Source organism: Rhodococcus sp. 27YEA15, assembly GCF_049739425.1.
Taxonomy (GTDB): Bacteria; Actinomycetota; Actinomycetes; order Mycobacteriales; family Mycobacteriaceae; genus Rhodococcus_F.
On the sequence record NZ_JBMHHW010000001.1, the window covers coordinates 3,299,820 to 3,325,663 of the forward strand.

Annotated in this window: 23 protein-coding genes; 14 read left to right on the forward strand and 9 right to left on the reverse strand. The window is 64.6% G+C overall.

The genetic code is table 11. From position 1 onward, the window contains the following. Window positions 1-3: 3 nt before the first annotated feature. Window positions 4-1,557 (reverse strand): DNA polymerase Y family protein, encoded by a 1,554-nt coding sequence (locus ABH922_RS15665; protein WP_424807794.1) that lies wholly within the window; start codon window positions 1,555-1,557, stop codon window positions 4-6. Next, window positions 1,554-2,411, reverse strand: coding sequence for a hypothetical protein (locus tag ABH922_RS15670; RefSeq protein ID WP_424809691.1), 858 nt, complete (start codon window positions 2,409-2,411; stop codon window positions 1,554-1,556). Before ABH922_RS15670 ends, ABH922_RS15665 begins: the two co-directional genes overlap by 4 nt. A 239-nt stretch (window positions 2,412-2,650) precedes the next feature. Here ABH922_RS15670 and ABH922_RS15675 point away from each other — a divergent pair, with 239 nt between their 5' ends. The 3 genes from ABH922_RS15675 (at window position 2,651) to ABH922_RS15685 (ending at window position 5,770) form a co-directional block, all read left to right on the forward strand. Beyond that, complete coding sequence (locus tag ABH922_RS15675; protein ID WP_424807795.1) at window positions 2,651-3,853, forward strand: serine/threonine-protein kinase; 1,203 nt, start codon at window positions 2,651-2,653, stop codon at window positions 3,851-3,853. Window positions 3,854-3,932: 79 nt separating this feature from the next. After that, window positions 3,933-5,021, forward strand: coding sequence for a glycerate kinase (locus ABH922_RS15680; RefSeq protein WP_424807796.1), 1,089 nt, complete (start codon window positions 3,933-3,935; stop codon window positions 5,019-5,021). A gap of 179 nt (window positions 5,022-5,200) precedes the next feature. Then, complete coding sequence (locus tag ABH922_RS15685) at window positions 5,201-5,770, forward strand: M15 family metallopeptidase (protein ID WP_424807797.1); 570 nt, start codon at window positions 5,201-5,203, stop codon at window positions 5,768-5,770. Between the two features lie 16 nt (window positions 5,771-5,786). Here ABH922_RS15685 and ABH922_RS15690 read toward each other — a convergent pair whose 3' ends face one another. Then, on the reverse strand, window positions 5,787-5,948 hold the full coding sequence (locus tag ABH922_RS15690; RefSeq protein WP_424807798.1) for a hypothetical protein: 162 nt from the start codon (window positions 5,946-5,948) through the stop codon (window positions 5,787-5,789). Here ABH922_RS15690 and ABH922_RS15695 point away from each other — a divergent pair. From ABH922_RS15695 to ABH922_RS15710, 4 genes are all read left to right on the forward strand, one after another. Beyond that, a complete protein-coding gene (locus tag ABH922_RS15695; RefSeq protein ID WP_424807799.1) occupies window positions 5,947-6,297 on the forward strand; it encodes a phosphatase PAP2 family protein in 351 nt (116 codons plus the stop codon). The two genes, ABH922_RS15690 and ABH922_RS15695, sit on opposite strands and share 2 nt — an antisense overlap. Before the next feature lie 48 nt (window positions 6,298-6,345). Beyond that, window positions 6,346-7,053 (forward strand): winged helix-turn-helix domain-containing protein, encoded by a 708-nt coding sequence (locus ABH922_RS15700; RefSeq protein ID WP_424807800.1) that lies wholly within the window; start codon window positions 6,346-6,348, stop codon window positions 7,051-7,053. Next, a complete protein-coding gene (locus tag ABH922_RS15705; protein WP_424807801.1) occupies window positions 7,050-8,444 on the forward strand; it encodes a sensor histidine kinase in 1,395 nt (464 codons plus the stop codon). Before ABH922_RS15700 ends, ABH922_RS15705 begins: the two co-directional genes overlap by 4 nt. Window positions 8,445-8,596: 152 nt before the next feature. Beyond that, a complete protein-coding gene (locus ABH922_RS15710; RefSeq protein WP_424807802.1) occupies window positions 8,597-9,808 on the forward strand; it encodes an MFS transporter in 1,212 nt (403 codons plus the stop codon). A gap of 11 nt (window positions 9,809-9,819) precedes the next feature. On the opposite strand, the gene ABH922_RS15715 is transcribed toward ABH922_RS15710, so the two are convergent. Then, window positions 9,820-10,389 carry a helix-turn-helix domain-containing protein gene (locus ABH922_RS15715; protein ID WP_424807803.1) on the reverse strand — a complete coding sequence of 190 codons (570 nt, stop codon included), beginning with the start codon at window positions 10,387-10,389 and terminating at the stop codon, window positions 9,820-9,822. A gap of 75 nt (window positions 10,390-10,464) precedes the next feature. On the opposite strand from ABH922_RS15715, the gene ABH922_RS15720 reads away from it, so the two are divergent. The 3 genes from ABH922_RS15720 (at window position 10,465) to ABH922_RS15730 (ending at window position 13,010) form a co-directional block, all read left to right on the forward strand. Then, a complete protein-coding gene (locus ABH922_RS15720) occupies window positions 10,465-11,646 on the forward strand; it encodes an MFS transporter (RefSeq protein WP_424807804.1) in 1,182 nt (393 codons plus the stop codon). Between the two features lie 9 nt (window positions 11,647-11,655). Beyond that, window positions 11,656-12,144: a hypothetical protein gene (locus ABH922_RS15725; RefSeq protein ID WP_424807806.1), complete on the forward strand. Its 489-nt coding sequence runs from the start codon at window positions 11,656-11,658 to the stop codon at window positions 12,142-12,144. A gap of 125 nt (window positions 12,145-12,269) precedes the next feature. Next, window positions 12,270-13,010, forward strand: a complete 741-nt coding sequence (locus ABH922_RS15730; protein ID WP_424807807.1) for a hypothetical protein — start codon at window positions 12,270-12,272, stop codon at window positions 13,008-13,010. A gap of 9 nt (window positions 13,011-13,019) precedes the next feature. Here ABH922_RS15730 and ABH922_RS15735 read toward each other — a convergent pair whose 3' ends face one another. From ABH922_RS15735 to ABH922_RS15750, 4 genes are all read right to left on the reverse strand, one after another. After that, window positions 13,020-14,651 carry an ABC-F family ATP-binding cassette domain-containing protein gene (locus tag ABH922_RS15735; RefSeq protein WP_424807808.1) on the reverse strand — a complete coding sequence of 544 codons (1,632 nt, stop codon included), beginning with the start codon at window positions 14,649-14,651 and terminating at the stop codon, window positions 13,020-13,022. Between the two features lie 191 nt (window positions 14,652-14,842). Further along, window positions 14,843-16,321: an MFS transporter gene (locus ABH922_RS15740; RefSeq protein ID WP_424807809.1), complete on the reverse strand. Its 1,479-nt coding sequence runs from the start codon at window positions 16,319-16,321 to the stop codon at window positions 14,843-14,845. A 45-nt stretch (window positions 16,322-16,366) separates the two neighbouring features. Then, window positions 16,367-17,026, reverse strand: coding sequence for a response regulator (locus tag ABH922_RS15745; RefSeq protein ID WP_424807810.1), 660 nt, complete (start codon window positions 17,024-17,026; stop codon window positions 16,367-16,369). Then, window positions 17,023-18,417 carry a PspC domain-containing protein gene (locus ABH922_RS15750; protein WP_424807811.1) on the reverse strand — a complete coding sequence of 465 codons (1,395 nt, stop codon included), beginning with the start codon at window positions 18,415-18,417 and terminating at the stop codon, window positions 17,023-17,025. The genes ABH922_RS15745 and ABH922_RS15750 overlap by 4 nt, the downstream gene beginning before the upstream one ends. Window positions 18,418-18,511: 94 nt before the next feature. On the opposite strand from ABH922_RS15750, the gene ABH922_RS15755 reads away from it, so the two are divergent. Together ABH922_RS15755 and ABH922_RS15760 are read left to right on the forward strand one after the other, a co-directional pair. Then, the gene (locus ABH922_RS15755) at window positions 18,512-19,882 is read left to right on the forward strand and encodes a PspC domain-containing protein (protein WP_424807812.1); all 1,371 of its coding nucleotides are present in this window, start codon (window positions 18,512-18,514) and stop codon (window positions 19,880-19,882) included. Then, window positions 19,879-20,109, forward strand: a complete 231-nt coding sequence (locus ABH922_RS15760; protein ID WP_424807813.1) for a hypothetical protein — start codon at window positions 19,879-19,881, stop codon at window positions 20,107-20,109. Before ABH922_RS15755 ends, ABH922_RS15760 begins: the two co-directional genes overlap by 4 nt. Window positions 20,110-20,168: 59 nt before the next feature. Here ABH922_RS15760 and guaA read toward each other — a convergent pair whose 3' ends face one another. After that, window positions 20,169-21,740, reverse strand: a complete 1,572-nt coding sequence (guaA, locus tag ABH922_RS15765; protein ID WP_424807814.1) for a glutamine-hydrolyzing GMP synthase — start codon at window positions 21,738-21,740, stop codon at window positions 20,169-20,171. Window positions 21,741-22,071: 331 nt separating this feature from the next. Here guaA and ABH922_RS15770 point away from each other — a divergent pair, with 331 nt between their 5' ends. Further along, window positions 22,072-23,949, forward strand: a complete 1,878-nt coding sequence (locus ABH922_RS15770; RefSeq protein WP_424807815.1) for an Ig-like domain-containing protein — start codon at window positions 22,072-22,074, stop codon at window positions 23,947-23,949. A gap of 146 nt (window positions 23,950-24,095) precedes the next feature. Next, entirely contained in the window at window positions 24,096-25,844 is a 1,749-nt protein-coding gene (locus tag ABH922_RS15775) for an Ig-like domain repeat protein (protein WP_424807816.1), read from the forward strand.

Consider the following 25,844-nt stretch of genomic DNA (forward strand, 5'->3'; position numbering starts at 1 on the left):
CCGTTATTCGTACACACCCTCCACCGACCAATACTCGTCTTCGAATATCACCAGCAGCGCTCTCGACTCCACCAACAGAATCTGTGCCCGAGCCGCCGCACGCGCTGCCGACGGATCCCACCACCGCTCGTCAACGACCCACGGGCCGGCCCACCCCTGGACCGCCCACTCCTTACTCCCCCACCCGAGCCGAGCGGGCGATGAACTGAACACCCCCCGCTCGGTGACATACACAGCATTCCCAGCTGCGTCCCCCAGCCGTACCCGCGGGTTGTCGACGAAGATCGCCCCGGGCGACGGGGCGGGCACCTGCCCCGGCCACGGAGCCGTGAGATCGTGAGCAGCAACCCGCTCGTCCCCGAAAGGCAACAGCGTCACACGTTCCGCCGGGCCGCGGCCACCCCCGAGGACCCCCACCTGAACCGCCTCACCGCCCAGCAGGCCCTGCACTCGGATCAATGCCCGCCTGGCCCGTTCCTCCCCGTCCCCGACTCCGCCCCACAAACCCAACTGCAGCGCTCCGGCACTGATCACTTCCACCGGTTCGAGCCGGAGCACCGCTATTCCCGCGGTCGGCCTGGCCTCACTGCGCCCGGTGAGCCAGCCGTCGAGTTGCCATCGCACTCGATCGGCCGTTCCCTCGGAGGTGAGCGGCTCGGCGCAGCGCCACGTCCGGGACAGATTCTCACCGTTGCCCGTGTGCGCCGAAATCGTCAACCTCGTACAAGCCACTGCCGACCCCGACAATCGCTCGTGCAAAAGCCCCGCCAGAGCGCGGCCGGCGAACGCGGCCGCATCCACTCGCTCGATCGCCGGATCGTAGTGCTGCTCCACTTCCAGATCCGGCGGCAGCGACCGTGCCGACGGTGGCCGCTCCGGTTCACCACGAGCGGCCCGGTGAGCGAGCACCGCGTCGTTACCGAACCTCGATGCCACGTCGACGACGGGTAGTTCCGCGAACGCTCCGATGGTACGAATCCCCAGGCGGTGCAACAGATCCACCAGTTCACCCCGGCGTGGAGCCGACAGGCTGGGCTCGGCCGCCAACTCCGCCATCGGTAGCAAAGACAGGAACCGCGCGCTGCCACCAGGTGGCACCAATACACCTCGACGTGCAGCAACGACAGCTGTGGACAACTGATCCGCCACCCCTATCTGGCATTCGACACCGACTGCGGAGACCTCGTCGACCAGCCGTTCCGCGGCCGCTTCCTCTGAACCGAAGTACCGGCCGACACCGCGCGCGCCGAGCACCAGCAATCCGGGCCGCAGCACCTCCACCCCCGGCGCCGCCGCATCGACAGCTGCGGCAACCGGTTCGAACAATCGCGCATCACGTTCCGGATCTGCCACCACCACATACAGTTCCGGACACCGAGCTTGTGACTCTCGTCGTCGCAGCCCACGCCGAACACCGGCGGCCCTGGCAGTGGCCGAGCAGGCGATCACTCGATTACCCGAGGTGACGGCAACCGGATGCGTGGCCGGAAGATCCGCCAACGCTGCCGCGGCCACCGCAGGCCAGTCGGGGCACCACAGCGCCAGAACTCGGCTCACAGCGACACCACCTGCCCGGTATGCACTGCGCCGCCGATCGGCTCTGCCGTCACCCCGCCAATCGGCTCCGCCGTCACCCCGCCGATCGGCTCCGCCGTCACCCCGTCAATCGGCTCCGCCGAGGGCGCCCAGGCCACTCCACCGCCCGCAGAGCAGATACTCAATCTCGAGGTGCGCGACTGAAACGAACGGCCCCGGGCACGAACCGCGAGTTCGACGGAACAGAGCCGTCCACGACCGAGTTCCCGACCCTTCCCGAACCCGCCGTATCCGTCCACCCTGGCATCCAGACGAACTTCCGCACCAACCCAATATCCGTCAGTGACAACAAGAGTCGAGCCTTTGCTCCTAGCGCGCGCCACCACCGCCCTGGCTCGCGACGGCGACACCGATGCCCCCGCCAATCCCAAGATCACCAGATCCATACCGTCGAGCAATACCGCAGCGATCTCCACCGGGTCCGGTCCAGGCGTCGGTACCAGAGCCAGTCGTTCCAACTGCGCACCCATCTCATGGGCCGCCAGTAAACCCAGTCGCGGTAATCCGACCACCGCAACGTGACCGCCCGACGCCGTCACCGACGCCAGGAGACCGAGCAGCAACGACGACGCGCCATCCACCGAGGCCACCGTCCCCCGCACCAAACCCCCCTGAGGCAACAGCTCCGCAATACCCGCGGGGACCGGAAGCACACCGGCTCGGTTCGCACGATCTCGAGCACGCCCTTCAGGCGCAGCGGTGAACGGCGCTTCGGTCGAGACCTGATCGCCTCGGGACGGAACCGCCGCCATCTGCCGCCGTAATTGTGCGAGCCGGTCCTGGCGAGAGACTCCCATCCCAGCCGATCCCGCCAACTCCGCCACCTGGATCTCCACATTCTCCGGGTGCCCGGAAATCTCGTGCCCCCTGTCACGGTCAGCCGGCAACCACGGGGAAGACGGGTCTGGCGTACCGGGGACATGCAACTTGATTCGAACGTATTTTCGAATTGTTGCCAGTAAAGCCCGTCCTTTCCGGCGCGTCAAGCTGCGCCGGATGTCCGGTTCACACCAGTCTCGATCGTCACATCGGCAACATCCATTAACCTTGACCCGTGACAGCTCAGGAGCACACCGGTAGGGGCATCGGACCCGAATATCTGCTGGCGGGGCGATACCGACTCCGCTCCAAGATCGGCGGCGGCGGCATGGGCGCCGTATGGCTGGCGCGCGACACCCTCCTGAGTCGCGACGTTGCAGTGAAACAAGTCACCACGACAGCCGGCCTGGACAACGAAACCGCCCAAGAGGTTCGCGCTCGCACCATGCGCGAAGGTCGCAACGCCGCGAAGCTCTCTCACCCGCACTCCGTCGGGATGTACGACGTCGCCATCGAAGCCGGTGAGCCCTGGCTCGTGATGGAATACTTCCCCTCCCGCAGCTTGGCGCAGGCCCTGAACCTCACCGACGCTCTGCCACCGCTCGAAGTGGCCCAGATCGGCGCCCAGATCGCCGCAGCGCTCACCGAAGCACACACCGCGGGCATCGTGCACCGCGACATCAAGCCGGGCAACATCCTGATCGCCGATCGTGGCAAATCGCTCGGCATCGTCAAGATCAGCGACTTCGGCATCGCCCGCGCAAAGACCGACGGGTCGGACGGTCAGGACGAAGTCATCACCGGCACCCCCGCCTACTTCGCGCCGGAAGTGGCTCGTGGCGACGACCCTTCCGAGGCAAGCGACGTCTTCTCTCTCGGGTCGACGCTGTACACGGTGATCGAAGGTCAGCCGCCCTTCGGCGTCGACTCGGACCCCATCGTGCTGCTTCACCGAGTAGCCAAAGCCGAGATCTACCGCCCCACCAAAGCCGGTCCGCTCACCGATGTACTTCTACACCTACTCGAGCCCGACCCCGCACGACGCCCGACCATGGCGCAGGCACGCGACTCCCTCGCCGCCGTCGCCACCGGTAACGGCTCGATCGAACATCTCATGGACGCCCCCGTCTACTCGTCCGAAGGCAAGGTTCCGGCGTGGGCGCACCGCACCACCCAACTCCCCGACCCACACCGCCGTAATCGACTCGTCGGTTCCACTGTCACCGGACTACCCGCCGTGCAACAGAACACACCACTCGGAAACGTACCGAGCCCGATGGACGTGTTCACCTGGCCGCCGCGACTGCCCTACGACAATTCCCGCGAAATCAGCACCCGCGACAAAGTTCTCGCCTGGGCTCCCCTGGCCATGACCGGTATGGTCGCGATCATCATCCTCGCCGTCGTCATCGTGATCGTGCTCGTACTGAGCATCTGACCACGACGGCGCCTACCTATCACGACTCACCTGCCATTCACGATTCGCCTGTCATCACGATGAGATGGAGAGTGCCCACATGCGAGTGGTTTTCGCGCCCGACTCGTTCAAAGGTTCGATCGATGCCGCCGAGCTTGCTCGCGTGCTCGCTGCCGGTTGGGCCTCCGTCCGACCAGCAGACGAGCTGGTGCTCCTGCCCCAGGCCGACGGCGGCGAGGGAACTCTCGACGCGATAGCGTCCTGCCACGACGGCGCAGCCTGGCATTCGATTCCGGCGGTCAGCGGCCCCGACGGAAGCCCGCGAACGGGGCGCTGGTTGTCCCTGCCGGACGGTACGGCCGTCGTCGAGATCGCGCAGATGAGCGGGCTTCCCCTCATGGCCGAACTGGATGCGGGGAATGCGTCCACCACCGGCCTGGGGCAAGTGATCTCCGCCGCGCTCGATGCCGGTGCGACGGCGCTGATCATCGGACTCGGCGGTTCCGCGTCCACGGACGGCGGCAGCGGCGCTCTCCGCGCTCTCGGGGCGCGCTTACTCGACCGAGACGGTAACTCCGTCGACGACGGCGGTCTCGCGCTCTCGAACCTTGCCAGCGTCGATATCGAGAATCTTCGGGCCGTACCCGCAGGCGGGGTGCAGTTGCTGACGGATACCACTGCCGTTCTCTACGGAAAAGACGGTGCCGCTTACATATTCGGACCTCAAAAGGGCGCAGACGAAGGCATGTGCGCTGAACTCGACCACGCTCTCGAACACTTCGCGACCACACTCGGCGAGACCGCCCGGATAGATCCGGATCGACCAGGTGCGGGCGCAGCCGGGGGTACCGGATTCGGATTGGCAACCTGGGGTGGACAACTCGTCCCCGGCGCAGACCGGATAGCCGAACTCACCGGACTGAACCGCGAATTCGGTACCGCCGACGTCATCGTCACCGGAGAGGGCCGATTCGATCGGACCTCGTTGACCGGGAAACTGGTCGGCTCGGTGTTGGGAAAATCCGCGAACACGACCACCCGAACCGTCGTCGTGGCCGGTCAGCTCGCTGCCTCACCACCGGATATCGGCGTGGCACTGGTCGATCTCGCCGGCTCCACCGAGGCCGCGCTGGCCGAACCGGCGCGGTGGGCACATGCAGCAGCTGCCGAGGCCGCCGCCCGCTTCTGAACAATCCCCCGGCGTCATAACACCGAAGCGGTGTCCATCGGCTACATCCGGCCATGTTCCCCGCAGTCGAGTACGCCGACGCCCTCGCGCGGGCGCTGTTACAGAACTGTTCCAAACCGTGACAGCGGCAAGAAACCATGACGACCTGGCCGTGACACCCGCTGTCCATGCTCGAGAGCATGAATATCTACCGTACATTCGCAGGCGCGGCACTGGTCGGAGTACTCATCCTGACCGCGTGTTCGACTGTCGAGAACGCACTGCCCACCATCCGGTCCGAGCCCGTCGACGAATCGAATTCCGGGCCCCAGGCCGGGGAGATCGACGACTCGGTCAGCATCGATCGCATTACGCTTCCCGCGCTCGCACGCCTCGATCCATTCCTGTTGGCAGCAGTTCGATCCGCTGCCGAGGACGCGAGAAACGCAGGCGTCACGGTACGCGTCACCTCGGGGTGGCGGTCGGCAGGATTTCAGCAACGGCTCCTCGACGACGCGGTCGCGAAGTACGGGAGCAGCGACATCGCCGCCAAATGGGTCCAGCCGCCGAGCCTGTCCAAGCACGTCAGCGGAGACGCGGTGGACATCGGCCCCACCGACGCCGCCAACTGGATGACCCGCCATGGCAGCGACTACGGCCTGTGCCAGACGTACGCCAACGAGATGTGGCACTTCGAATTGGCGACGACGCCGGGCGGCGAATGCCCGCCGCTCTTACCGGACGCATCCGCCGGACGCGGGGATCGGTGACGTGGAAGCCAACCGTTCACTCGAAATCATCGGAGCGCTTCTCCTTCTGATCGTCGGTGTCGCGGAATTCGTCATTGCGGTCAACGCGGCACGCGGTCAAGACCACGACCAGCAGTTGATGATCGACATCGCGTCCGACGCCGGGCCCTGTCGTCTCGGCGTGGGTACTGAAGAACATGCTGGACCGCCCCGCCTTCGGCGGAGTGTTGGTGCACAACTCGTTTCCCAGTGGCACGGCCACGGCCGTCGCCGCTCTGGCTACCGCGTTGTGGCTCGCGGCACCTGGTCGGTGGCGGACAGCTGTCGCGATGTTCGGATCACTGATCGTCATCGGAACCTCCATCCCGGTGATCGCCTTGAAATGGCACCGGCCGAGCGAGGTGATCGGGGCATTGACGCTCGTGGCGTGCTTCGCGCTTGCGGCGTCGGCGTTTTCGCCTTCCGACATGAATACTCGGCACATGAATACTCGACGCTCGGTACCGCCGAATCCCGACGACGAACGACTCACGATGCCGGTAACCTGAGCGTCGACAGTACCGATCCAGCTCCTCCAACCATAGAAGGTACCGGCAATGGTGAACATCCTTTTCGTCGAAGATGATTCATCCGTGGCGGAGGCCGTCTCGTTGGGCTTGAGCCGTCTCGGCCACCACGTCACTCATCTGGCCGACGGCAACGGAGATCTCGATTCCGCACTGGACGGAGTGGCACTCGTCCTCCTCGATCTCGGACTGCCCGGCGCCGACGGCTACGAAATATGTCGCCGGATCCGTCGCAGCAGCACTATTCCCATCATCATGTTGACCGCGCGATCCGATGACATCGACACTGTGGCCGGACTGGAATCCGGGGCCGACGACTACGTGGTCAAACCGGCAAGCCCCAGAGTCCTCGACGCTCGAATCAAAGCCGTGATCCGCCGCTCGAACGATACCGAGCGGCACACTGAAAGTACACTGTCATCAAAGACTTTCGGCACACTCGAAGTGGATCGCGCCGCCTTGCAAGTACGAAAGGCGGGCACTCTCCTGACGCTGACGCCCACAGAAATTCGACTACTCCTGACACTCGCGGAGAACCCCGGGCGAGTCCTGAGCCGAACACAGTTGCTCTCGGCTGCATGGGACCAGGAGTATCTCGGCGATTCCCGCATCGTCGACGCGGCAGTGCAACGCCTACGCGCCAAAATCGAGGACGACCCAACCGAGCCGACGGTCATCGAAACCGTCAGAGGGTTCGGCTACCGCTTCGCGCCTCGGTCGACGGACAGGAAACCATGAAACTGCCGGGGTTTCGTGTGGACGGCTTGCGGACACGTCTGATTTTGGTGTTCATCACCATCGTGGTGATCGTTGCAGGCACTATCGGCGGCGCAGTCTCACTCTTGGCACGGTCATGGGTGTACATCAACGCCCAAGACCTGGCCACTGCCAAGTTCCACGACGAGATGACAACGGTCAAAGGATTCCAAATAGCAAGTCTTGCATCAGTGAACGCCGACCACATCTTCTCCGAGGACATCACCCTCATGGCCGGCAACGACGTTCTTCAGGTCGGATCGATCGATCCGCACACGATTTCCGAGGCGTTCCTCGACGAAATCGGTACAGCAGAAGTAGTCAGCTTCGAAAGACTCGATTCGGAACGAATTCTGTTGGGATATCCGGTCACCCTCTTCGACACCACCTTCGGCAACGGCGCCAGAGGCGGGATCACGACAGTCGAAGCCGTCACGGTCAGACCACTGCTCGGCGTCCAGGACAAGCTCGACCAACTCGTACGGGTCGTGGTGCTCACACTCGCGGTGGGAGTACTGGCCAGTGGCTTGCTCGGTTTCTGGATCGCCACCTCTCTGGTACGACCGCTGCGCCGGCTCGACGATGCAGCCGCCCGCGCCGCCGACGGTGACCTGAGCGTTCGACTCCCCGAACACGGCGTCGCCGAGCTGGCCCGGGTAACCAGTACTTTCAACACGATGGTGGCACGCACCGCAAACGTCATCACCGATCTGGAAAGGTCCGAGGAACAGTCCCGCCGGTTCGTCGCCGACGTCTCGCACGAGCTACGCACTCCTCTGGCTGCGCTGGTACCCGTCAGTGAAATCCTGCGCGAGGAGGTACCGAACCTTCCTCCGGACAGCGCCACTGCTGCGCGTATCGCGAGCCACGAAATCGCGAAGCTCACTCGCCTGGTAGAGGATCTGATCGAAATGTCGCGCCACGATTCGGCGCAGGCTCGCTTGGTGCTCGACGACACCGATCTGGTCGAGGCGACCAGACACACGCTGGCAACGCGCGGCTGGTCCGAGACGGTTGCGTTGATCGCACCCGATTCGCTGAAGGTCGAAATAGATGCTCGCCGCATCGACGTGGTGATCGCCAACCTGGTGGGCAATGCGCTGCGCCACGGCGCACCTCCCCGTTCGGTCGAACTGTTCGGCGAACCGGGGAGCACGGTGATCCGCGTGCTCGACCACGGCCCCGGGATAGCTCCCGAGCACCGACAGTCCGTCTTCTACCGTTTCTTCAAAACCGATACCGCGCGCGGACGCAGCGACGGCAGCGGGCTCGGTCTCTCCTTGGCAATGGAGAACGTGCATCTGCACGGCGGCACCATCGAGGTGGACAGCACCGGCTCCGTCACCGTATTCACCGTCCGGCTTCCATGCTGACGCTCGGCATGGCCGTCATCGCACCCGAGTCGGATGTAAACGTCACATCCGATCATCTCCTGCACCGTGGGGTGCACCGACGCCCACGTCCATGTCTCATAATATGAGATTTAAATACCACCAGATGAAACACCCCGAGTATTCTTGCAACAATGACGAACGGAGCGCGCACTCGAACCCCGGTTCCACCACGGGCATGGGTCATGCTTGCGATCGGAGTCGCAGCGCAGGCCGCAGGCACCGTCTTCGTCAGCACCCCCGCCTTCTTGATCCCGCTACTGCACTCCGAGCACGGACTGTCCCTCTCCCAGGCCGGAACACTGGCTGCTGCACCGACTTTCGGAATGGTGCTGACGCTCGTCGCCTGGGGCGCCGCGGCCGACCGGTTCGGTGAGAAGTGGGTGATCTCGAGCGGGCTGGCCTTGACGGCGATCGCCGCAGTGGCAGCTATGCTCACGAACGACTACGCCCTGCTCGGAGTCGCCTTTCTGCTCGGCGGCATGGCTGCCGCGAGCACCAATGCCGCGAGCGGACGCGTCGTGATCGGCTGGTTTCCCAAGGATCGACGCGGACTCGCCATGGGCATCCGTCAGATGTCGCAGCCTCTTGGCGTCACCATCGCGTCACTGACGGTCCCGCACCTGGCATCGAGCGCCGGGATCTCCTCCGCAGTAGCTTTTTCCCTCGCACTCAACGGCATTCTGGCGCTCGTCGCCGTGGCCGCACTGGTCAACCCACCTCGCACGAACGCGCCGGCGGCGACGGCGGCGACGGCGTTGACACCGACCAATCCCTACCGCGCCGACTCCTTCCTGTGGCGCATACACCTGAGCTCTGCACTTTTGGTATTTCCCCAGTTCACCCTGTCCACTTTCGGACTGGTGTGGCTGATCAACGAACAACACCTCAGCGCCACCCTTGCCGGATTGCTGATCGGACTGTCCCAGTTCATCGGTGCATTGGGCCGCATCGTCGTGGGAGTGTGGAGCGACCGGGTCGGGAGCCGGGTCGGCCCACTGCGACTGGTCTCGGCATCAGCCGCCGTGGTCATGCTGGCGATGGCATTCGCCGACAGTGCCCCCTGGGGCATACCAGCGCTGGCCCTCGTCATCGCGACCACCGTCAGCGTCGCGGACAACGGCCTGGCATTCACCTCCGTCGCCGAAGCCTCCGGCCCGCAATGGCAGGGAAAAGCGTTGGGCGCACAGAACACCGGACAGTTCATCGCAGCATCAGCGGTAGGACCGGTGGTGGGCGCATTGATCGGCGCAGTCGGATATCCGATTGCCTTTGCCGTCGTCGCCGCCTTCCCAGCCGTCGCAATTCCGTTGGTGCCCGAACACGATCAAGACGTGAGCATCTGACGATCCGTAGATCACTGGGCAGTGAGATGGATCTTCTCGCCCTGATGACCGAGCAAGCTGATGATCTCGACCACCCCGTCTCCGGTGCTGCCGAACCAGTGCGGGCGCTTGGTGTCGAACTCGGCAGCCTGACCAGCCGTGAGCGTGTCGTCCCGATCACCGACGACGAGCCGAAGCGTCCCGGAAAGTACGTACAGCCACTCGTATCCCTGATGCGTCGTCGGCGCCGGAACGGATCGAGTGGCCGGAATGACGATCTTGAATGCCTGCTGCGGCCCGGGCAGGTGGGTCAACGGCACCACGATCACATCGCCTCGTCGGCGCGGTTTGGGAAATATCCGGGGATCACCGACCTGCGGCGCTGCGACCAGATCGTCGAGGGGCACCCGGTAGAGCGCCGAGAGCGGTAGCAGCAATTCGAGGCCGGCTCGCCGCTGCCCGGACTCGAGCCGCGACAGAGTGCTCGTGGACATTCCGGTTTCCTCGGCGACTTCGTTCAAGGTCAGATCACGTTTCTGGCGCAGATGCCGCAGTCGCTCCCCGACTCCGGCGAGGACTTCCTCGGTGCGATCGACGTTCATACCTACCTCCACAGCGGTTTGCGGTTTCTGGGAATTGGTTTCCAATTTTGGCATGACTGTTGCGATTCTGCATCCATGAACACCACTACATCCACACGGCTACCCACCGGGGTCTACCTGCTCGCCTTCAGTCTCTTCGCGATGGGCAGCGCCGAATTCCTGACTGCGGGTGTACTCCCGGCAGTGGCCGACGACCTCGGTATCTCACTCGCCGCAGCCGGCGGCTTGATCTCCGCTTTCGCGGTCGGCGTCTTCCTCGGCGCGCCGCCGCTCGCCGTCGTCACTCTTCGCTGGCCCAGACGTGCCACCCTCGTCGCCGCTCAAGTTCTGTTCGCGATCTCGCTCGCACTCGGACTGATCGTCGACACCTATCCGGTTCTGCTGATCACCCGCTTCGTGTGCGGTCTCGCATACGCCGGCTTCTGGGCCGTCGCGACGGTCACCGCCGTCGGACTCGTCAGTCCTGAACGTACCGCCCGCGCCGCGTCCGTCGTCGTCAGCGGACTGAGCTTCGCCATTGTGATCGGCGGGCCGGCAGGTGCCGTGCTCAGCCACGCCATCGGCTGGCGGGGCGGATTCTGGGCTGTCGTGGCGTGCACGATTGCCGGTGCCGTCGCAACGGCGACAGTCCTCCCCGAATCCACCACGAACGACTACTCCACTCCGGCAAGGGAACTGCGCGCCATGAAGCGTCCGGCACTGTGGATCGTCTACGTGACAGCGGTACTGAGCACCGCCGCCTACATGGTCTCCTTCAATTACCTGGCAGCACTCCTGCACGACGTCACCGGAATATCCATCGGATGGATCCCCGCGATCCTGGCACTGTTCGGCGTGGGCGCGTTCGTCGGATTGAGCATCGGCGGACGTACCGCCGACCGTCGACCGACTCGGGTACTCGTTCTCGGCGCTCTGGGAATCCTCGTCAGCTCGGCACTGTTGGCACTGCTAGCCGCCGATGTCGTTGCCGCAGTGATCCTCGTCTTCGCTCTGGGCGTGTCGGGATTCGTCCTCAACCCGGCGATCTACGGCCGCGTCTTCACCATCGCAGCGGACGCCCCGACCCTGGCCGGAGCGAGCACCGTTTCGGCCATCCAACTCGGGATCGCCGCCGTGCCCCTGCTGGCCGGGGCCGCCTTCGATGCCGGTGCAGGCCTGACCGTCGTGGCGTGGATCGGCGCGGCACTGGCCGCCCTGACAGTGGTGACCACGATGTGCGAGCGCGCGGTGAGCCGCCGCGCGCTACTGCCAGGCTAAGGTCCTCTCATGCAGCGCACGAGAGCTCTGGCACTGGCACTACCACTCACGGCCTATGTCTTCCTGTGGTGCGTGAGCTTGTCCTGGGCCGAATCACTGCCTGACCCTCTTGCCACTCAATGGGGTTCCGAGGGAGTAATCGGCACCACCTCGGTGACCGCGTTCTACTCGACCTTCCTTGCCGCCGCCGTGATTCCCGCGGCGATCGGCGTCCTGGCATCGACGACTGCCGTGCTCAATGCTCGACGGTTGTGTACCGGACTGGCGGTGTCGCTGAGTCTGACCGTCGGCGGACTCCTCACCGCGGTGACAGCAGCCCAGCGAAACCTCGCCGACGCTCGATTCGCGACACTGAATCCGGCTCTAGCCCTCGGCATCTCAGCCCTGGGCATCGGAGCGGGAATGGCGGTCGGCTTTCTCGCCGACCGCCGACCACCGGCGCAGACCGAGGATCCACGGACGAGCTACGAACGGCGTTGGCAATCCCAAGAGATCTGACAGCCGACGATCCTGATCGGCCCCGGCACGGCAATGCGCCGAGTCCGTATGCGGCCACCTGGAATCCGCTGAATCCGAGGACGGAATTCCTCGAGTAGACGAACAACCACCGAAAGGGGCGGGCGATGCAATGGTTTCACGACTGGTGGCGAATCGACGTGATCGACGCAGGGAAGGGACCGCTGCTGCTGAGCTTCGTCGCATTCGTGATCACATTCGTGATCACCCGCTCCATCACCCGGATGATCCGCGCAGGCCGAGGTCCGTTTCACAACATGAGCAACGGCGGGGTACACCTCCACCATTCGACACCCGGCATCATTCTTCTGGTGGTGGGCGCTTTCACCGCTGTCGGTTCCGTAGGACGCACGCCGTGGGATTACGTCGCAGCGGTGCTGGTGGGGATCGGCGCCTCGCTGGTCCTCGACGAGTTCGCGATGATCTTTCATCTCGAGGACGTCTACTGGTCCCGGGAAGGACAACTGTCAGTGAACGTCGTGACCCTCGCGGCGGCCTGCGTGGGGCTCGCGGCAGTGGGCGTTTCGCCGGTCGACGTCCCCGGTCTCGGCGACACCGAGCAGTTGGTGCGTGGTGGCGTCGTCACCGCCCTCCTGTTCCACCTCGTCCTGGTCGCCACCACCGCGCTCAAGGGCAAGTACCCCACGGCCGTCATCGGATTCTTCGCCAGTCCGGTGACCTGGGTAGCCGCAGTACGCCTTGCCCGCCCTACGTCGCCGTGGGCGCGGTGGTTCTACACGCCGGACAAGAAGAAGCGAGCAGAACACCGCGCCGAGACCTTCGACACACGCTGGGACCCGGTGCGCAGCCGCTGGGACGACTTCATCGGTGGCACCCCGACCAGCTGACCTCCGACATCACTCTGGTTCGGTTGTCTCCCGGAGATTTCCGTCCGAGATCCGTAACCACCGCTCGATCTTCATGTCCGTCAGGAAACGCTCGTCGTGACTGACCATCACAAAAGCGCCTTGATACGCGTCGAGAGCGCTGACCAACTGGGCGACACCGAGAAGGTCGAGGTTGTTGGTCGGCTCGTCCAGCAGTAGAAGTTGTGGAGCGGGCTCGGCGAACAGAATGCATGCCAAACTTGCGCGTAGCAGCTCTCCGCCGGACAGCGCGCCTACCGGGAGGTGCGCGCGGGATCCTCGGAACAGGAAGCGAGCCAACAGATTCATTCGGTCTGCAGGAAGCATGTCCGGTGCGAAGTCTGCCATGTTCTCGGCGACGGTGCGGTCGGCGTCGAGCAGATCGAGTCGCTGAGACAGGTAGGCGATCCGGCCGTCGGCCCGGGTGATCATTCCGCTGGACGGCGCCAGATCACCACCGATCACACGCAGCAACGTGGACTTGCCTGCCCCGTTCGGTCCGGTGAGCGCTATCCGCTCGGGACCGCGCACCGCGAGGTCGATACCTGTGCCGCAGAACAGTTCCTGTCCATCCAGCGTCACGTTCAGCCCTTCGCAGGCGAACACGGTGCGGCCGGTCGGAACAGCCGTGCCGGGCAGTTCCAGCGAGATCGTCTGATCGTCGCGCAACGAGCGCTCGGCTGCGTCGAGGCGAGATTTCGCCGCATCGACGCGACTGCCGTGCATCTCGTTCGCCCTGCCCGCCGACTCCTGAGCGTTGCGTGCCCGCATCCCGGCGATGATCTTGGGCAGTCCGGCGTCGGCGAGGTTCTTCGAGGCATTGCTCGATCGTCGGGCAGCCCGCTCGCGGGCCTGCTGCATCTCGCGTTTTTCACGTTTGACGTCCTGCTCGGCGTTGCGGATGTTCTTGTGCGCTATCTCGCGAGCCGATCGAACCGACTCTTCATAGTAGGTGAAACCTCCTCCGTAAAAGCGGATTTCGCCCCCATCGAGTTCGGCAATCCGATCCATCCGGTCGAGCAGTGCACGGTCGTGACTGACCAGCAGCAGAGCACCACGCCAGCCGTCGAGGACGTCGTACAGTGCACGGCGCGCATCGAGATCAAGATTGTTGGTGGGCTCGTCGAGCAGCAGAACGTCCGGGTTTCGCAAGAGTTGCGCGGCCAACCCGAGCGAGACGATCTGCCCACCGCTGAGGGTGTGCAAGCGACGAGTGAGCATCAGATCTCCGAGCCCGAGCCGACCCAGCTGCGCCCGAGTGCGTTCCTCGACATCCCAGTCGGTACCGATGACGGTGAAGTGCTTCGCATCGGTGTCTCCCGATTCGACGGCGGCAAGTGCGGTGAGGATCGGCGCGATACCCAGCACCTCGGCCACAGTCAGATCACCGGTCAATGGCAGATTCTGCGGGAGATACCCGAGAAGTCCGTCCACCGAGACGCTGCCGCCCGTTGCGCGCAGATCACCGGCGATCACCCGGAGAAGGGTGCTTTTACCAGCACCGTTCGGTGCCACCAGGCCGGTCCGCCCGGCCGGAACCGTGAAAGACAGATTGTCGAAAACCGGAGTGTCGTCCGGCCAGGAAAAGGACAGAGCAGAACAAACGACGCAAGCATCGGACATGGCAACGACCTCGAGACCTGGTGCGGGCGCATCACCGCAACACCGCAGATGAACGGATGGAATGCAACTACGTCAACGCCGGGGACTACCCGCAGACGTCGAGCTCTCCCACCATGTCCGTTGTCCCGTACCTGTCTCTCGAAAACCGTGTCGTTCCATCGACGATAACAGCCCCAACCCGGCAAGGCACGTCAATTACGTCCGGCAGTACCGCTACCCTCCGAATGATCCTGTGGATTCGGTTGTACCGCGGGCCCGTTCATCCCGCAATGCGGCTTGCCCACCACCGAATCGTCTGCCGCAGGCGATGCCGGAACCTTGACCATCACCGCCGCGATGACAGCGCCGAGAACGAGTAAACCGACACAGATGAACATCGCACTGCGGAATCCTTCGGAAAAACCGGTCGGGTCGGTCAGACCGTCGCCCTGAATACCCACCAGGGCGGGCAGGGCAGCTACCGCCAACAGCTGACTCGTCCGAGCCACCGCATTGTTGACGCCCGACGCGATCCCGCTCTGCTCCACCGGAACAGAGCTGAGCACTGCCGCCGTCAGCGGCGCCACCATCACCGACAAACCGAGACCGAACACCACGACACCCGGCAACACGTCGAGCAGATACGACGCGTCCGCTCCGATCCGCGTCATCAGCAGCAGACCCACCGCCGCCAGTGCCGGGCCCGCCGTCATCGGCAGGCGCGGCCCGTGATTCTGGGCGTACCGGCCGGCGCGGGACGAGAGGAGCAGCAGCGCGACGGTGATGGGGACGGTCGCGGCTCCCGCTGCCACCGGCGAGTACCCGGCGACCAGTTGCAGCTGCAGTACCAGTAGGAAGAACACTCCGCCCAGGGCCGCGTACACCGCGAACGTCACCAGATTGGCGGCCACGAACAGCGTGGACGTGAACAGCTTCGGCGGTACCAGCGCGTTGGGCGAGCGCCGCTCCACGAGCACGAACAGCACCAGCAGCACCAGTCCGATCACCGCGGCCACCACGTCGGTTTCGATGAGTCCGTAAGTCAAGGCTCCGAGTCCGGCTACGGCGCAAGCAGATCCGAGCACGTCGAGATGTTCGGGCGGATGTGGATCACGGCTCTCCGGAACATGACGCACCGACGCCCACACCACCAGCGCAGCCAACGGCAGGTTCATCAGGAAGACCGAACGCCACCCGACCGCCTCCACCAGCCAACCGCCGAGAAACGGGCCGACCGCACCGGCGATTCCACCGAGCCCGGACCAGAGTCCGATCGCCGCACCCCGATCCTCCTCCCGCAGCGACGACGAGATGATCGCCAGACTGCCCGGTGTCAGCATCGCCGCACCGATTCCCTGCAGGATGCGAGCCACCACGAGAAATGTCACGTCGGGTGCGATCCCACACAACAGCGACGCGACCGCGAACCACACGGTTCCCCAGACGAACATCCGACGTCGGCCCAGACGATCCCCGAGAGCACCACCGAGCAGGATCAACGACGCCAATGCCAAGGTGTACCCGCTGAGCGTCCACTGCAGACCCGACACCCCCGCACCGAGATCTTCGCCGATGTGCGGCAATGCGATGTTGACGACAGTGCTGTCCAGCAGCGCCAGCGACGAGCCGAGAACAGTGGCGGTCACAACCCAGCGGCCTCGACGTGACGCCAGTTGCAGAGGTTCACTCATACCGACATGGTGCGCCTCCCCTCGGGCACAGACCAGAGCCGGGTCTCAGTCGATCTGACGGCGATGCGCCCACCGTGTCAGTGCGTTGCGGTTGGACTGCTGCGTCTTGCGCAGCACGTTCGACGCATGTGTTTCGACGGTCTTCACCGAGATCACCAAGTCTTCGGCGATCTCCCGGTACGTATACCCCCGCGCCAACAAACGGAGAACTTCCAGCTCACGTGGGGTCAGCGAATCGAGTTCCGGATCGAGCTGCGGTTCCGGTGCCGTGGATCGGCCGGTGAACGAGTCGAGAACGAATCCGGCCAGGCGCGGACCGAACACCGCATCACCACCGGCAACGCGTCGCACCCCTTCGGCGAGCTCGGAACCCGAAATCGTCTTGGTGACGTAGCCCCTCGCTCCTGCCCGGATCACCGCGATCACATCCTCGGCAGCATCGGAGACGCTCAGTGCCAGGCACACCGGCCCGGAATCGATACCGCGCAGCACAGCCACTCCACCACCGTCGGGCATGTGAACGTCCAGCAGGACCACGTGCGGTGTGGTGGTGTTGATTCCAGCTATCGCTTCGGCGACCGTGCCGGCTTCCCCGACGACCTCCATGTCAGGTTCGCGGGAAAGCTCGGCACGCACCCCGGAACGGAACACACCGTGATCGTCGACGAGAAAAACACGAAAAGGGGGTGCTGCAGGTGAAGTCACTGGGGCTGTTCCTCATGGTCGTCGGCACGATCGGCTGGCTGTTCCCACTCTAAATCAGCGTCGTCGTCGTCCGAGGAACTCGTGCTCTTACCGCCGAGCGGCATGTGCACCCGAACCTCGGTACCCTTGCCTACGGTCGAGCGGATCACCACTCGCCCGCCGCGCCGTTCGATCCGACCCCGAATCGATTTGGCGAGGCCTTGCCGATCCTCCGGAACCGCGTCGACGTCGAAACCGACACCGCGGTCACGGACGAACACACTGACCTGATCACGCTCCACCTCGGCGAACAGATTGATCTCCTTCTCACCGGAGTGCTTGGCAGAGTTGACGAGAGCCTCACGGGTCGCTCCCAACAGGGCGGTGAACGCTTCCTTGGGCATCCCGTTCTCCACGCCCTCACCTTCTAGTTGCACGTCTCCCACCGTCACCGGGCGCACCGTCACACCGTGCTGGTCCTCCACTTCACCGGCGATGATCGTCAACCCCTCGGTCAAGCTCGTGTGGTCGCTCTCACCACCACTGAACAGCCATCGACGCAGCTCGCGTTCCTGCCCACGGGCCAACCGGGCAACTTCTTGGGGATTGTCGGCTTGCTTCTGAATCAGGGCCAACGTCTGCAACACCGAATCGTGCAGGTGCGATGCGATCTCCTCGCGTTCGTCGTTGCGGATACGGGCAGCTCGCTCGGCCCCGAGCGCGCGCCACATGCGCAACCACAGCGGCACGGTCAACAAACCCGCACCGATCAACGTCACGACGACGGCCAGCAACGACGAGCGCAACGCGTCGAGATCCACCTGTGCGAGCACCACCACAGCCAGCCCGAGAATTATCAGCGTGGCGCCGCCCACCACCCGCGCCCACGTCAGAACAGTGGGCCGTTGCGGTAAACCGATGACGGTGCGCGGACCGTCGGAATCGAATTCCCGCCACACCAGCGCCGCACCCACCGCGACGACGAAGAACGGACCGATCACCGAACCTGCTGTGCCACTGAACAACCACGACAGCGCAACGGCGCCGCCCAGTCCCAACGCGACAAGCCCGTATGCTCGCTGACGCTCCGCTGCACTCGCCTTCTCGGTGTCCGAGCCGGCGGAGACGAAGATCCACAACAGTCCGTACGCCACGATTCCGGAGCCCACCATCGCCGCGAAAATCGCAAAGGCCACCCGAACCTTGAGGGCGTCGACGCCGAGATGATCGGCGATACCGCCAGCCACACCACCCACGATGCGGCCACCGGACCGACGCTCCAGTGTGCGCAGCGCGACACCGCCGGGAACGGCGACTCCGTTCTTCGTCGGCGCCGTATTGACGGGCACCCCGTTCACCAATCCCACAACTTGCGCATACTCGATACTGACACGAACACCTCGTCCACACATCAGGGCTCAGCCCTGAACTGCAGCACCCCCTACGGAAAAAATCAGGGTCCAGCCCTGATGTGCCAACCCCACCACGACCGCCACCATGGATGCCATGAGCACTCCGACTTTCCAAGAACAGATCCAGGATCTGTGGCGGACCCGCCCCGTGCGACTACCGGCACAAGGACACGTCGCCGGGGTATGCGCCGGAATCGGACATCGCTACGGCGTCGATCCCGTTCTGATCCGCGTCGCCTTCGTCGTCTCGACCATCTTCGGCGGCTCCGGCATTCTCTTCTATCTCGCCGGCTGGTTGGTGTTGACCAAATCCGGGGACGGCGCCTCCCCGGCCCAGTCGCTGATGGGGCGCGGCCACAGCTCCCAGTCCAGTACCAAGACCATCGTGTTGGTAGTGGCACTGGCCATCGCGGCAACCACCATCGGTCCGGTGGGGGCCGGCCTCGGCGGCTCCGGCCTCATCGGTGCGATAGTCATGATCGGCGGACTCTGGCTGCTCTACCAACGCACCCCGGTGCCGCCGACACTTCCACACAACACCCCCCAGTACGTGGGCGGGGCGTCGTATCCGGGCACCGGCTTCACACCCGGACCCTTCACCCCCGGATACTTCTCTCCCAATCAACCACCCGCGTACACGCCGTACACGACCCTCCCGGACAGCTACGTCCCCGACCCGAACCGACCCCAGGCGCCGAACCCGCAGTCGTCTCCGGCCGTCGACCTCTCGAAGCACCGCAACGAGTCCACCACAACCGAAGCATTCGGCGAACCCACCATCAGCCCGCCGTCCTGGGACCCGCTCGGCGTGGCACCCTTCGCCTGGGACCTTCCCGACCTGAAAACCGCCAATGCACCTGCGCCCCAGCCTGTTCCGACGCGCAAGCGTCGATCACGGTGGACTCCGACCATCCTGGGAGTCGCGATCATCGCCGCATCGATCACCGGTGCCGTCGGAGCAGCGACCGGCGTCGACTGGTTCACGCCCGGCCGTGTCGCCGCCGTCGGGCTCGCCGTCATCGCACTCGGCCTGCTCTTGGGCGCGTTTTTCCGCAAGGGCTACGGACTGCTCGTCGTCACCGCTCCGCTCACCACTTTCGTCCTGATCGCATCGGCCGTCCACCCGCTCAGCTTCGACGCCTCGGGTGAACAAATCTGGACTCCGGCAACAGTATCCGCGATCCAACCGTCGTACTCCGGCGGGTTCGGCAGTTTCACCCTCGACCTGACCGGCGTCACGTTCACCGAGAACAAGACCATCGACGTCGCAGCCTCATTCGGCGAGTTCACGGTGCTGGTCCCCCCGACGGTGAACGTACGGAACGAATGCACCGTGATGATGGGTGACGGATCCGGTTGCCTCGATACCGGAGTGCATCGCGGATCTCAGGCCGGACCCGACGCGCCGACCCTGACCGTCAATGCCAGAGCAACATTCGCAAGTCTGCAGGTGAGACAGAAATGAGCGACAACGACGAACACACCGGTACCCGGGAAGACCGCAAACCCCAGGGTCCGTCCGCCCTACTGCTCCTCGTCGGATTCATCGCACTGGCGGTGAGCCTGTGGGCGCTGATCGGACCGTTCTTCCTGGACCCCGGCACAGACATCCAATTCCGCTGGCTCTTCGTCGGAGCCGCCGTCCTGGCCGGGCTCCTCCTGGTGATCCTGCCGAATCGGCGCAAAAAATAAAACTGCTGTGCGCCTTTGTCAACCGCGGGAGGGTTGACAAAGGCGCACAGCAATCTGTGTTACTCCCACTCGATGGTTCCCGGCGGCTTGCTCGTCACGTCCAGGACAACTCGGTTGACGTCCGCGACCTCGTTGGTGATGCGCGTGGAAATCCGCTCGAGGGTCTCGTACGGCAGCCGCGTCCAGTCGGCCGTCATCGCGTCTTCGCTCGAGACCGGACGCAGCACGATCGGGTGGCCGTATGTCCGGCCGTCACCCTGCACACCGACACTGCGCACGTCCGCGAGAAGAACGACGGGGCACTGCCAGATGGTGCCGTCCAGACCGGCTGCGGTGAGCTCTTCGCGGGCAATGGAATCAGCGTGACGGAGAAGCTCGAGCCGATCACGGGTGACCTCGCCGATGATGCGGATACCGAGGCCCGGTCCGGGGAACGGCTGACGCCCGACGATCTCCTCGGGCAGACCGAGCTCGCGGCCCACGGCCCGCACCTCGTCCTTGAACAGCAGGCGCAACGGCTCGACCAGCTTGAACTGCAGATCTTCCGGCAGCCCACCGACGTTGTGATGACTCTTGATGTTCGCGGTACCGGTGCCGCCACCGGACTCGACGACGTCCGGATACAGGGTGCCCTGGACGAGGAAGTCGATGGTTGCGCCCGCGGCGGCGTTCTCGCCCAACACGTCGCTGACCGCACCTTCGAAGCTCCGAATGAACTCACGACCGATGATCTTGCGCTTGGTCTCCGGATCGGTGACACCGGCCAGTTCACCGATGAAGGTGTCGGCGGCGTCGACGGTGATCAGACGAGCACCGGTGGCGGCGACAAAATCCTGCTCGACCTGCGCACGCTCCCCGGCACGCATCAGACCGTGATCGACGAACACACACGTCAACCGATCACCGATGGCGCGCTGCACCAGAGCGGCGGCAACGGCGGAATCGACGCCGCCGGACAAACCACAGATGGCGTGGCCGTCTCCGACCTGCTCGCGGACCTGCTCGACGAGTGCATCGGCGATGTTCGACGCCGTCCATGCTGCGGGAATACCGGCGATTTCGTGCAGGAAGCGGCTGAGCACCTGCTGGCCGTGTGGGGAATGCAGCACCTCGGGGTGGTACTGCACGCCCGCGAGTTTGCGGGCACGATCTTCGAACGCCGCAACCGGGGCACCGTCGCTGGTGGCGGTCACCTCGAACCCGGCCGGCGCTTCGGTTACCGCGTCACCGTGACTCATCCACACAGGCTGGGAAGCGGGAAGCCCCTCGTGGAGCAGTCCGCCGGACACGGAGATGTCCGTTCGGCCGTATTCGCGGGTACCGGTCTCGGCGACGGTGCCACCGAGGGCACCCGCCATGGCCTGGAAGCCGTAGCAGATGCCGAACACCGGAATGTCGTGCTCGAACAGCGCCGGATCGAGCTTGGGCGCCCCGTCTTCGTACACGCTCGACGGTCCCCCCGAGAGCACCACGGCCAGGGGCTTCTTGGCCACGATCTCCTCGACGGTGGTCGTATGTGGAATCACCTCCGAGTAGACCTTGGCCTCACGAACCCGTCGTGCAATCAACTGCGCGTACTGCGCCCCGAAGTCCACGACAAGAACTGGTCTCTGTTGCTCGATATCTGCCACACGGGCAGTCTAATCGGCCCAGTTGGCGGACTCGCAGTAGGGGAAATCCCTACTGAGCACCCGGTGATCTGCATCACGGCACGTGCGAAAGGCGATAACGAAACGGACACTTGGGTAATGGCATCGCAATTTCCCGAAACTTCCGCAGCAATCAAAATCCATGGTCGTTTTAGCTGGCCAAGAGCCCGAATGCAAGAGAAAAACTAATTCTGAACATTGCTCCGTTCAGCCTTTCCAAACAAGCGTTAAAGGGTATGGTCCCGATCGAATGGGTTAAATCGCCCAAATTTTCGATTTGCGGCGCAGAGCGGCGCCCGTCCAAGGAGGATCTGTGCGTCCATTCCTGCGCAAACTGGCACTGCCCGTCGCGGCCGTGACCGCCTGCCTGGGCCTCGTGCTCGTAGGCTCTCCTGCCCAGGCACAAGATGTGACAACGGGTCTACCCACGTCGAGCTCGGAAGTGCTCAACGACGTCAGGTACACGAAGACATTGATCCGCAACAACACCGGCGTCGCGAACACCAACGTCGCACGAGGCGGAACAGTCACGTACCGGATCGAACTGTCCAACAACAAGACCAGTGGCGAGGTGTACGCACGTAGTGTGCGGGACACACCGCCCGCCGGCTTCACTGCCGTGCCCGACTCCCTCTCGGTGTCCTACGCCAACAAGACAAGCAACACCAAATACGAGTCCGACGGTGGCGTCTCGGCCAGCTGCAAGGACGGCTGCTCGTGGCTGTCGAACAACTGGGTACTCAAGTCCGGACAGAACGTCACGCTCGAAGTCACCTACCAGGTTCCAGGCGATGCAGACCTCGCAGATCTTCCCGACCGCGGCACCAGCGTCGACGTGCGAACCGTCATCAACGGCTCCACCGTCGGCGGCACCAACCCGTTCACCGCGGTCAAAGTCGGACACGTCACGAAGACCACGCTCTCCACTGCGTCCGACGACGACCACACGTCGGTAGTTCCGGTACACACCGGCGAAGACATCGAGTTCACGGCGCACGTGGTGTCGGTCGACGCCCCCGGCGAGACACGCGGCACCGTGCAATTCACAAAGGACGGTAACGCCTTCGGCACGCCGGTACCGGTAACCGCCGTCTTGGACGAGCGCGGAGCCCAGGCACAGGACGCCGACGGACACCCCGTCAGTGCAGCCACGCTGAGACATTCCTTCGACACCGACGAGCGAGGTGAACACACGATCGCCGCGCAGTTCACCGACAGCTCCCTCGACAGCTTCCGCGCCTCGACGTCCGCCGACCTGACCGTGACCGCCACCACCAACACGACCACCACCATTTCCGCGCCGGCCACTGTCGATGCCGGCGGATTATTCGAGGTCAAGGTCGTCGTCGCTCCGGCAAGTGCGACCGGTGAGGTCCAATTCAAAGACGGAGACACCAACCTGGGCGAGCCGGTGCCGCTCGTCGGCGGCGAAGCCGCGATTTCCCGAACTCACAACGACGTGGGCACCCACCGCTACTCGGCCGGGTTCGTCGGCAACAGCGGCTACAACAACTCCGCCACCACCGCCACCGCGGACACCGTTGTCGGCTACGCCGATTGGACCACCTCCACCGTCGTCGAACCACTCGACTTCGTGAGCGGACATACCGCCAACCTCACCGCGACCGTCGCACCCATTCCCAACGGCGGCGACGTCACCTTCGAGGTCGACGGCATTGCGGTCGGCACCACGGATGTCGGAACCGGCGACGGTGTTGCCGTTCTACCGCATGCCTTCGACACCGCGGGCACCTACTCCGTAGTCGCGAAGTTCAACGGAACCGCCGGCTTCGTCGCATCGAACTCGGAGATCTTCACCGTCACCGTCACCGACCCGTTGCCTGAGCGGATCGACTCCACCACCACGCTGGCCGTCACCGGCAAGGGAATCGCCGGCCAACCTCTGACACTGACCGCGACCGTTCACCCGTCCGGCGCAACCGGTTACGTGCAGTTCAAGGCGGGCGCCACCCCGATCGGAGATCCTGTGCGCGTCGTCGGCGCGATCGCAACCACGACCCACGCGTTCACCGACGACGGGACGTACGCCATCAGCGCCGCATTTGTCGCCGACTCGCAGTGGAACGATTCCGTGTCCGGGCCGACCGTGATCGCGATCGGCTCCGCTGCCACCGATCCCGGAGGTGGAGTCGGCGTCATCGACGATCTACGGGAGATCTTCGGGTCCTGAGCGGACGCCGCACCTTTCGTACCGCACTATCGAAGACTTTGTACCCGCACTACCGAAGACCAGTGCAATTCCGGACACGGGCGCTGCGCCGCCGAACACGATTCGACGGCACGACGACACCCGTCGAGCACCACAGGAGTAGTTCAGTGCACACACGTACCAGACGCCGCATCACCGCATCGACCATCATCGCCGTCCTTGCCGGTAGCACCGTCCTGGCCGCGATACCGGCCTCGGCCGCTCCGGTATCCGTCCCTTTCGACATGACGTGCCTGGCCAGCCCGACCCCAGCCGTCGTCAAGCCCCTTGCGTTGACACAGGGGGTGGAGCTCGTCGTCGACGCCCCCGAAACGGTGACCCCTGGACAAATCTTCGACGTCACCGTCGGCACCGGTCCGATCCAGGTACCCGACGTATCGGACCAAGCGAAGTTCAAGAACGTCTCGCGCGTCAAGATCGATCTGCAGATGCCGGAAAACGCAAAGCTCGTCGAGGCATCGGTGGTGCCGAACAGCTCATTCGGCCTCACCGGTGTGACTCCGAACATATTGCGTGTCAACGACAACGGCAACGCAGATCCGAACGGCACCATACTGCGACTGTCCGGGAACAACGCCGTCATCGGCAACGGCCCCGACTCGAACAAGAAGAGCGAAGGCGGCATCGTCGTCGCCATCACCGGAAACCAGGCCGACGGCACCCCGCACCCCGACGGTGCCACCGAATTCCTGCTCCCGAAGATCAAACTCACTCTCGAGGCCGCGAACTCCGGAGACATCGGTGTGAAGGTGCGAACCGCAGGCGCCGCCGCGAGATACGGCGACGACCGCAACTTCCTCACCTTCCTCGCCACCGGTTCGGTGCCCGTTTTCGGAACCGCTTGGGTGCCGGCGCAATGCAGCCCGCGTGACGACGAGAACGCCGGACTCAACAGCGGCGCAGATCCCCTCAGTACGACCCGCATCGTCGCCCCCACCACCACGACGGTGGTGGGCGCCGCAGCGGTCAAGAACGGCAAGGCCGTCACGTTGTCCGCGAATGTCGCACCGGCCGCAAACGGTGGCACCGTGCAGTTCTACAACAACGACACCGAACTCGAAGCGCCCGCGACCCTCACCCGAGGAAGTGCAAGCATCACGACGACATTTGACGAGGACGGCGACCAAGCCATCACCGCCGTCTACTCCGGGACCACCGGATTCACCGGTTCCACGTCCCCCGTCAAGATCGTCACCGTCACCACGGCGGCACCACCGGACGCCGACACCGTCACCGAGGTCACCGGTCCGCAGAACGCGTGGGTCGGCAAGAACTCGAACCTGATCGCGAAGGTCAGCCCTGCGGGTGCGGGCGGCACCGTCACCTTCGCCGTGGACGGTATCGACAGCGAACCCGTCGCCGTCGGCACTGATGGCATCGCCATTGCGCCATACGAATTCGCGACCACCGGAACCCACCGCGTCGTCGCCCGCTACAGCGGCGGCGACGGCTTCGCGCCGTCCACTGCGCTGCCCTTCGCGGTCAGCGTGCGCACCCCGGCCCCGGACGACGTGGACACCAGCACTGCCCTGAGTCCGATCGGCGAAGTGACAAGAAATACCGCAGTCGCCCTGACCGCCATCGTCGGACCGGAGAACAGCAGCGGCACCGTCCAATTCAAAGTCGGCGACACCGAGATCGGCGCGCCGGTCCCGGTTGTCGACGGTGTCGCCGTCCTACGCACTACCTTCTTCAATCCCGGAACGTTCCACGTCACCGCGCACTTCGCCGGAACACCCGGCTTCGCCCCCTCGACGTCCACCTCTCAAACCGTCACCGTTCCCGGTAAGCCCGACGGCGCCGACACCGGCAGCCTCGACGGCCTCGCCGGCTTGGGAGAGATCTTCGGCTCCTGA

Bases quoted from the DNA above. Each gene is read 5' to 3' on its own strand.
- ABH922_RS15695 (WP_424807799.1), top strand. From the start codon at position 5,947: ATGCTGGACCGCCCCGCCTTCGGCGGAGTGTTGGTGCACAACTCGTTT.
- ABH922_RS15760 (WP_424807813.1), top strand. From the start codon at position 19,879: ATGAGCGACAACGACGAACACACCGGTACCCGGGAAGACCGCAAACCC.
- ABH922_RS15710 (WP_424807802.1), top strand. From the start codon at position 8,597: ATGACGAACGGAGCGCGCACTCGAACCCCGGTTCCACCACGGGCATGG.
- ABH922_RS15715 (WP_424807803.1), bottom strand. From the start codon at position 10,389: ATGAACGTCGATCGCACCGAGGAAGTCCTCGCCGGAGTCGGGGAGCGA.
- ABH922_RS15720 (WP_424807804.1), top strand. From the start codon at position 10,465: ATGAACACCACTACATCCACACGGCTACCCACCGGGGTCTACCTGCTC.
- ABH922_RS15685 (WP_424807797.1), top strand. From the start codon at position 5,201: ATGAATATCTACCGTACATTCGCAGGCGCGGCACTGGTCGGAGTACTC.
- ABH922_RS15705 (WP_424807801.1), top strand. From the start codon at position 7,050: ATGAAACTGCCGGGGTTTCGTGTGGACGGCTTGCGGACACGTCTGATT.
- ABH922_RS15680 (WP_424807796.1), top strand. From the start codon at position 3,933: ATGCGAGTGGTTTTCGCGCCCGACTCGTTCAAAGGTTCGATCGATGCC.
- ABH922_RS15740 (WP_424807809.1), bottom strand. From the start codon at position 16,321: ATGAGTGAACCTCTGCAACTGGCGTCACGTCGAGGCCGCTGGGTTGTG.
- ABH922_RS15725 (WP_424807806.1), top strand. From the start codon at position 11,656: ATGCAGCGCACGAGAGCTCTGGCACTGGCACTACCACTCACGGCCTAT.
- ABH922_RS15750 (WP_424807811.1), bottom strand. From the start codon at position 18,417: ATGTGTGGACGAGGTGTTCGTGTCAGTATCGAGTATGCGCAAGTTGTG.
- ABH922_RS15735 (WP_424807808.1), bottom strand. From the start codon at position 14,651: ATGTCCGATGCTTGCGTCGTTTGTTCTGCTCTGTCCTTTTCCTGGCCG.
- ABH922_RS15730 (WP_424807807.1), top strand. From the start codon at position 12,270: ATGCAATGGTTTCACGACTGGTGGCGAATCGACGTGATCGACGCAGGG.
- ABH922_RS15755 (WP_424807812.1), top strand. From the start codon at position 18,512: ATGAGCACTCCGACTTTCCAAGAACAGATCCAGGATCTGTGGCGGACC.
- ABH922_RS15700 (WP_424807800.1), top strand. From the start codon at position 6,346: ATGGTGAACATCCTTTTCGTCGAAGATGATTCATCCGTGGCGGAGGCC.
- ABH922_RS15690 (WP_424807798.1), bottom strand. From the start codon at position 5,948: ATGTTCTTCAGTACCCACGCCGAGACGACAGGGCCCGGCGTCGGACGC.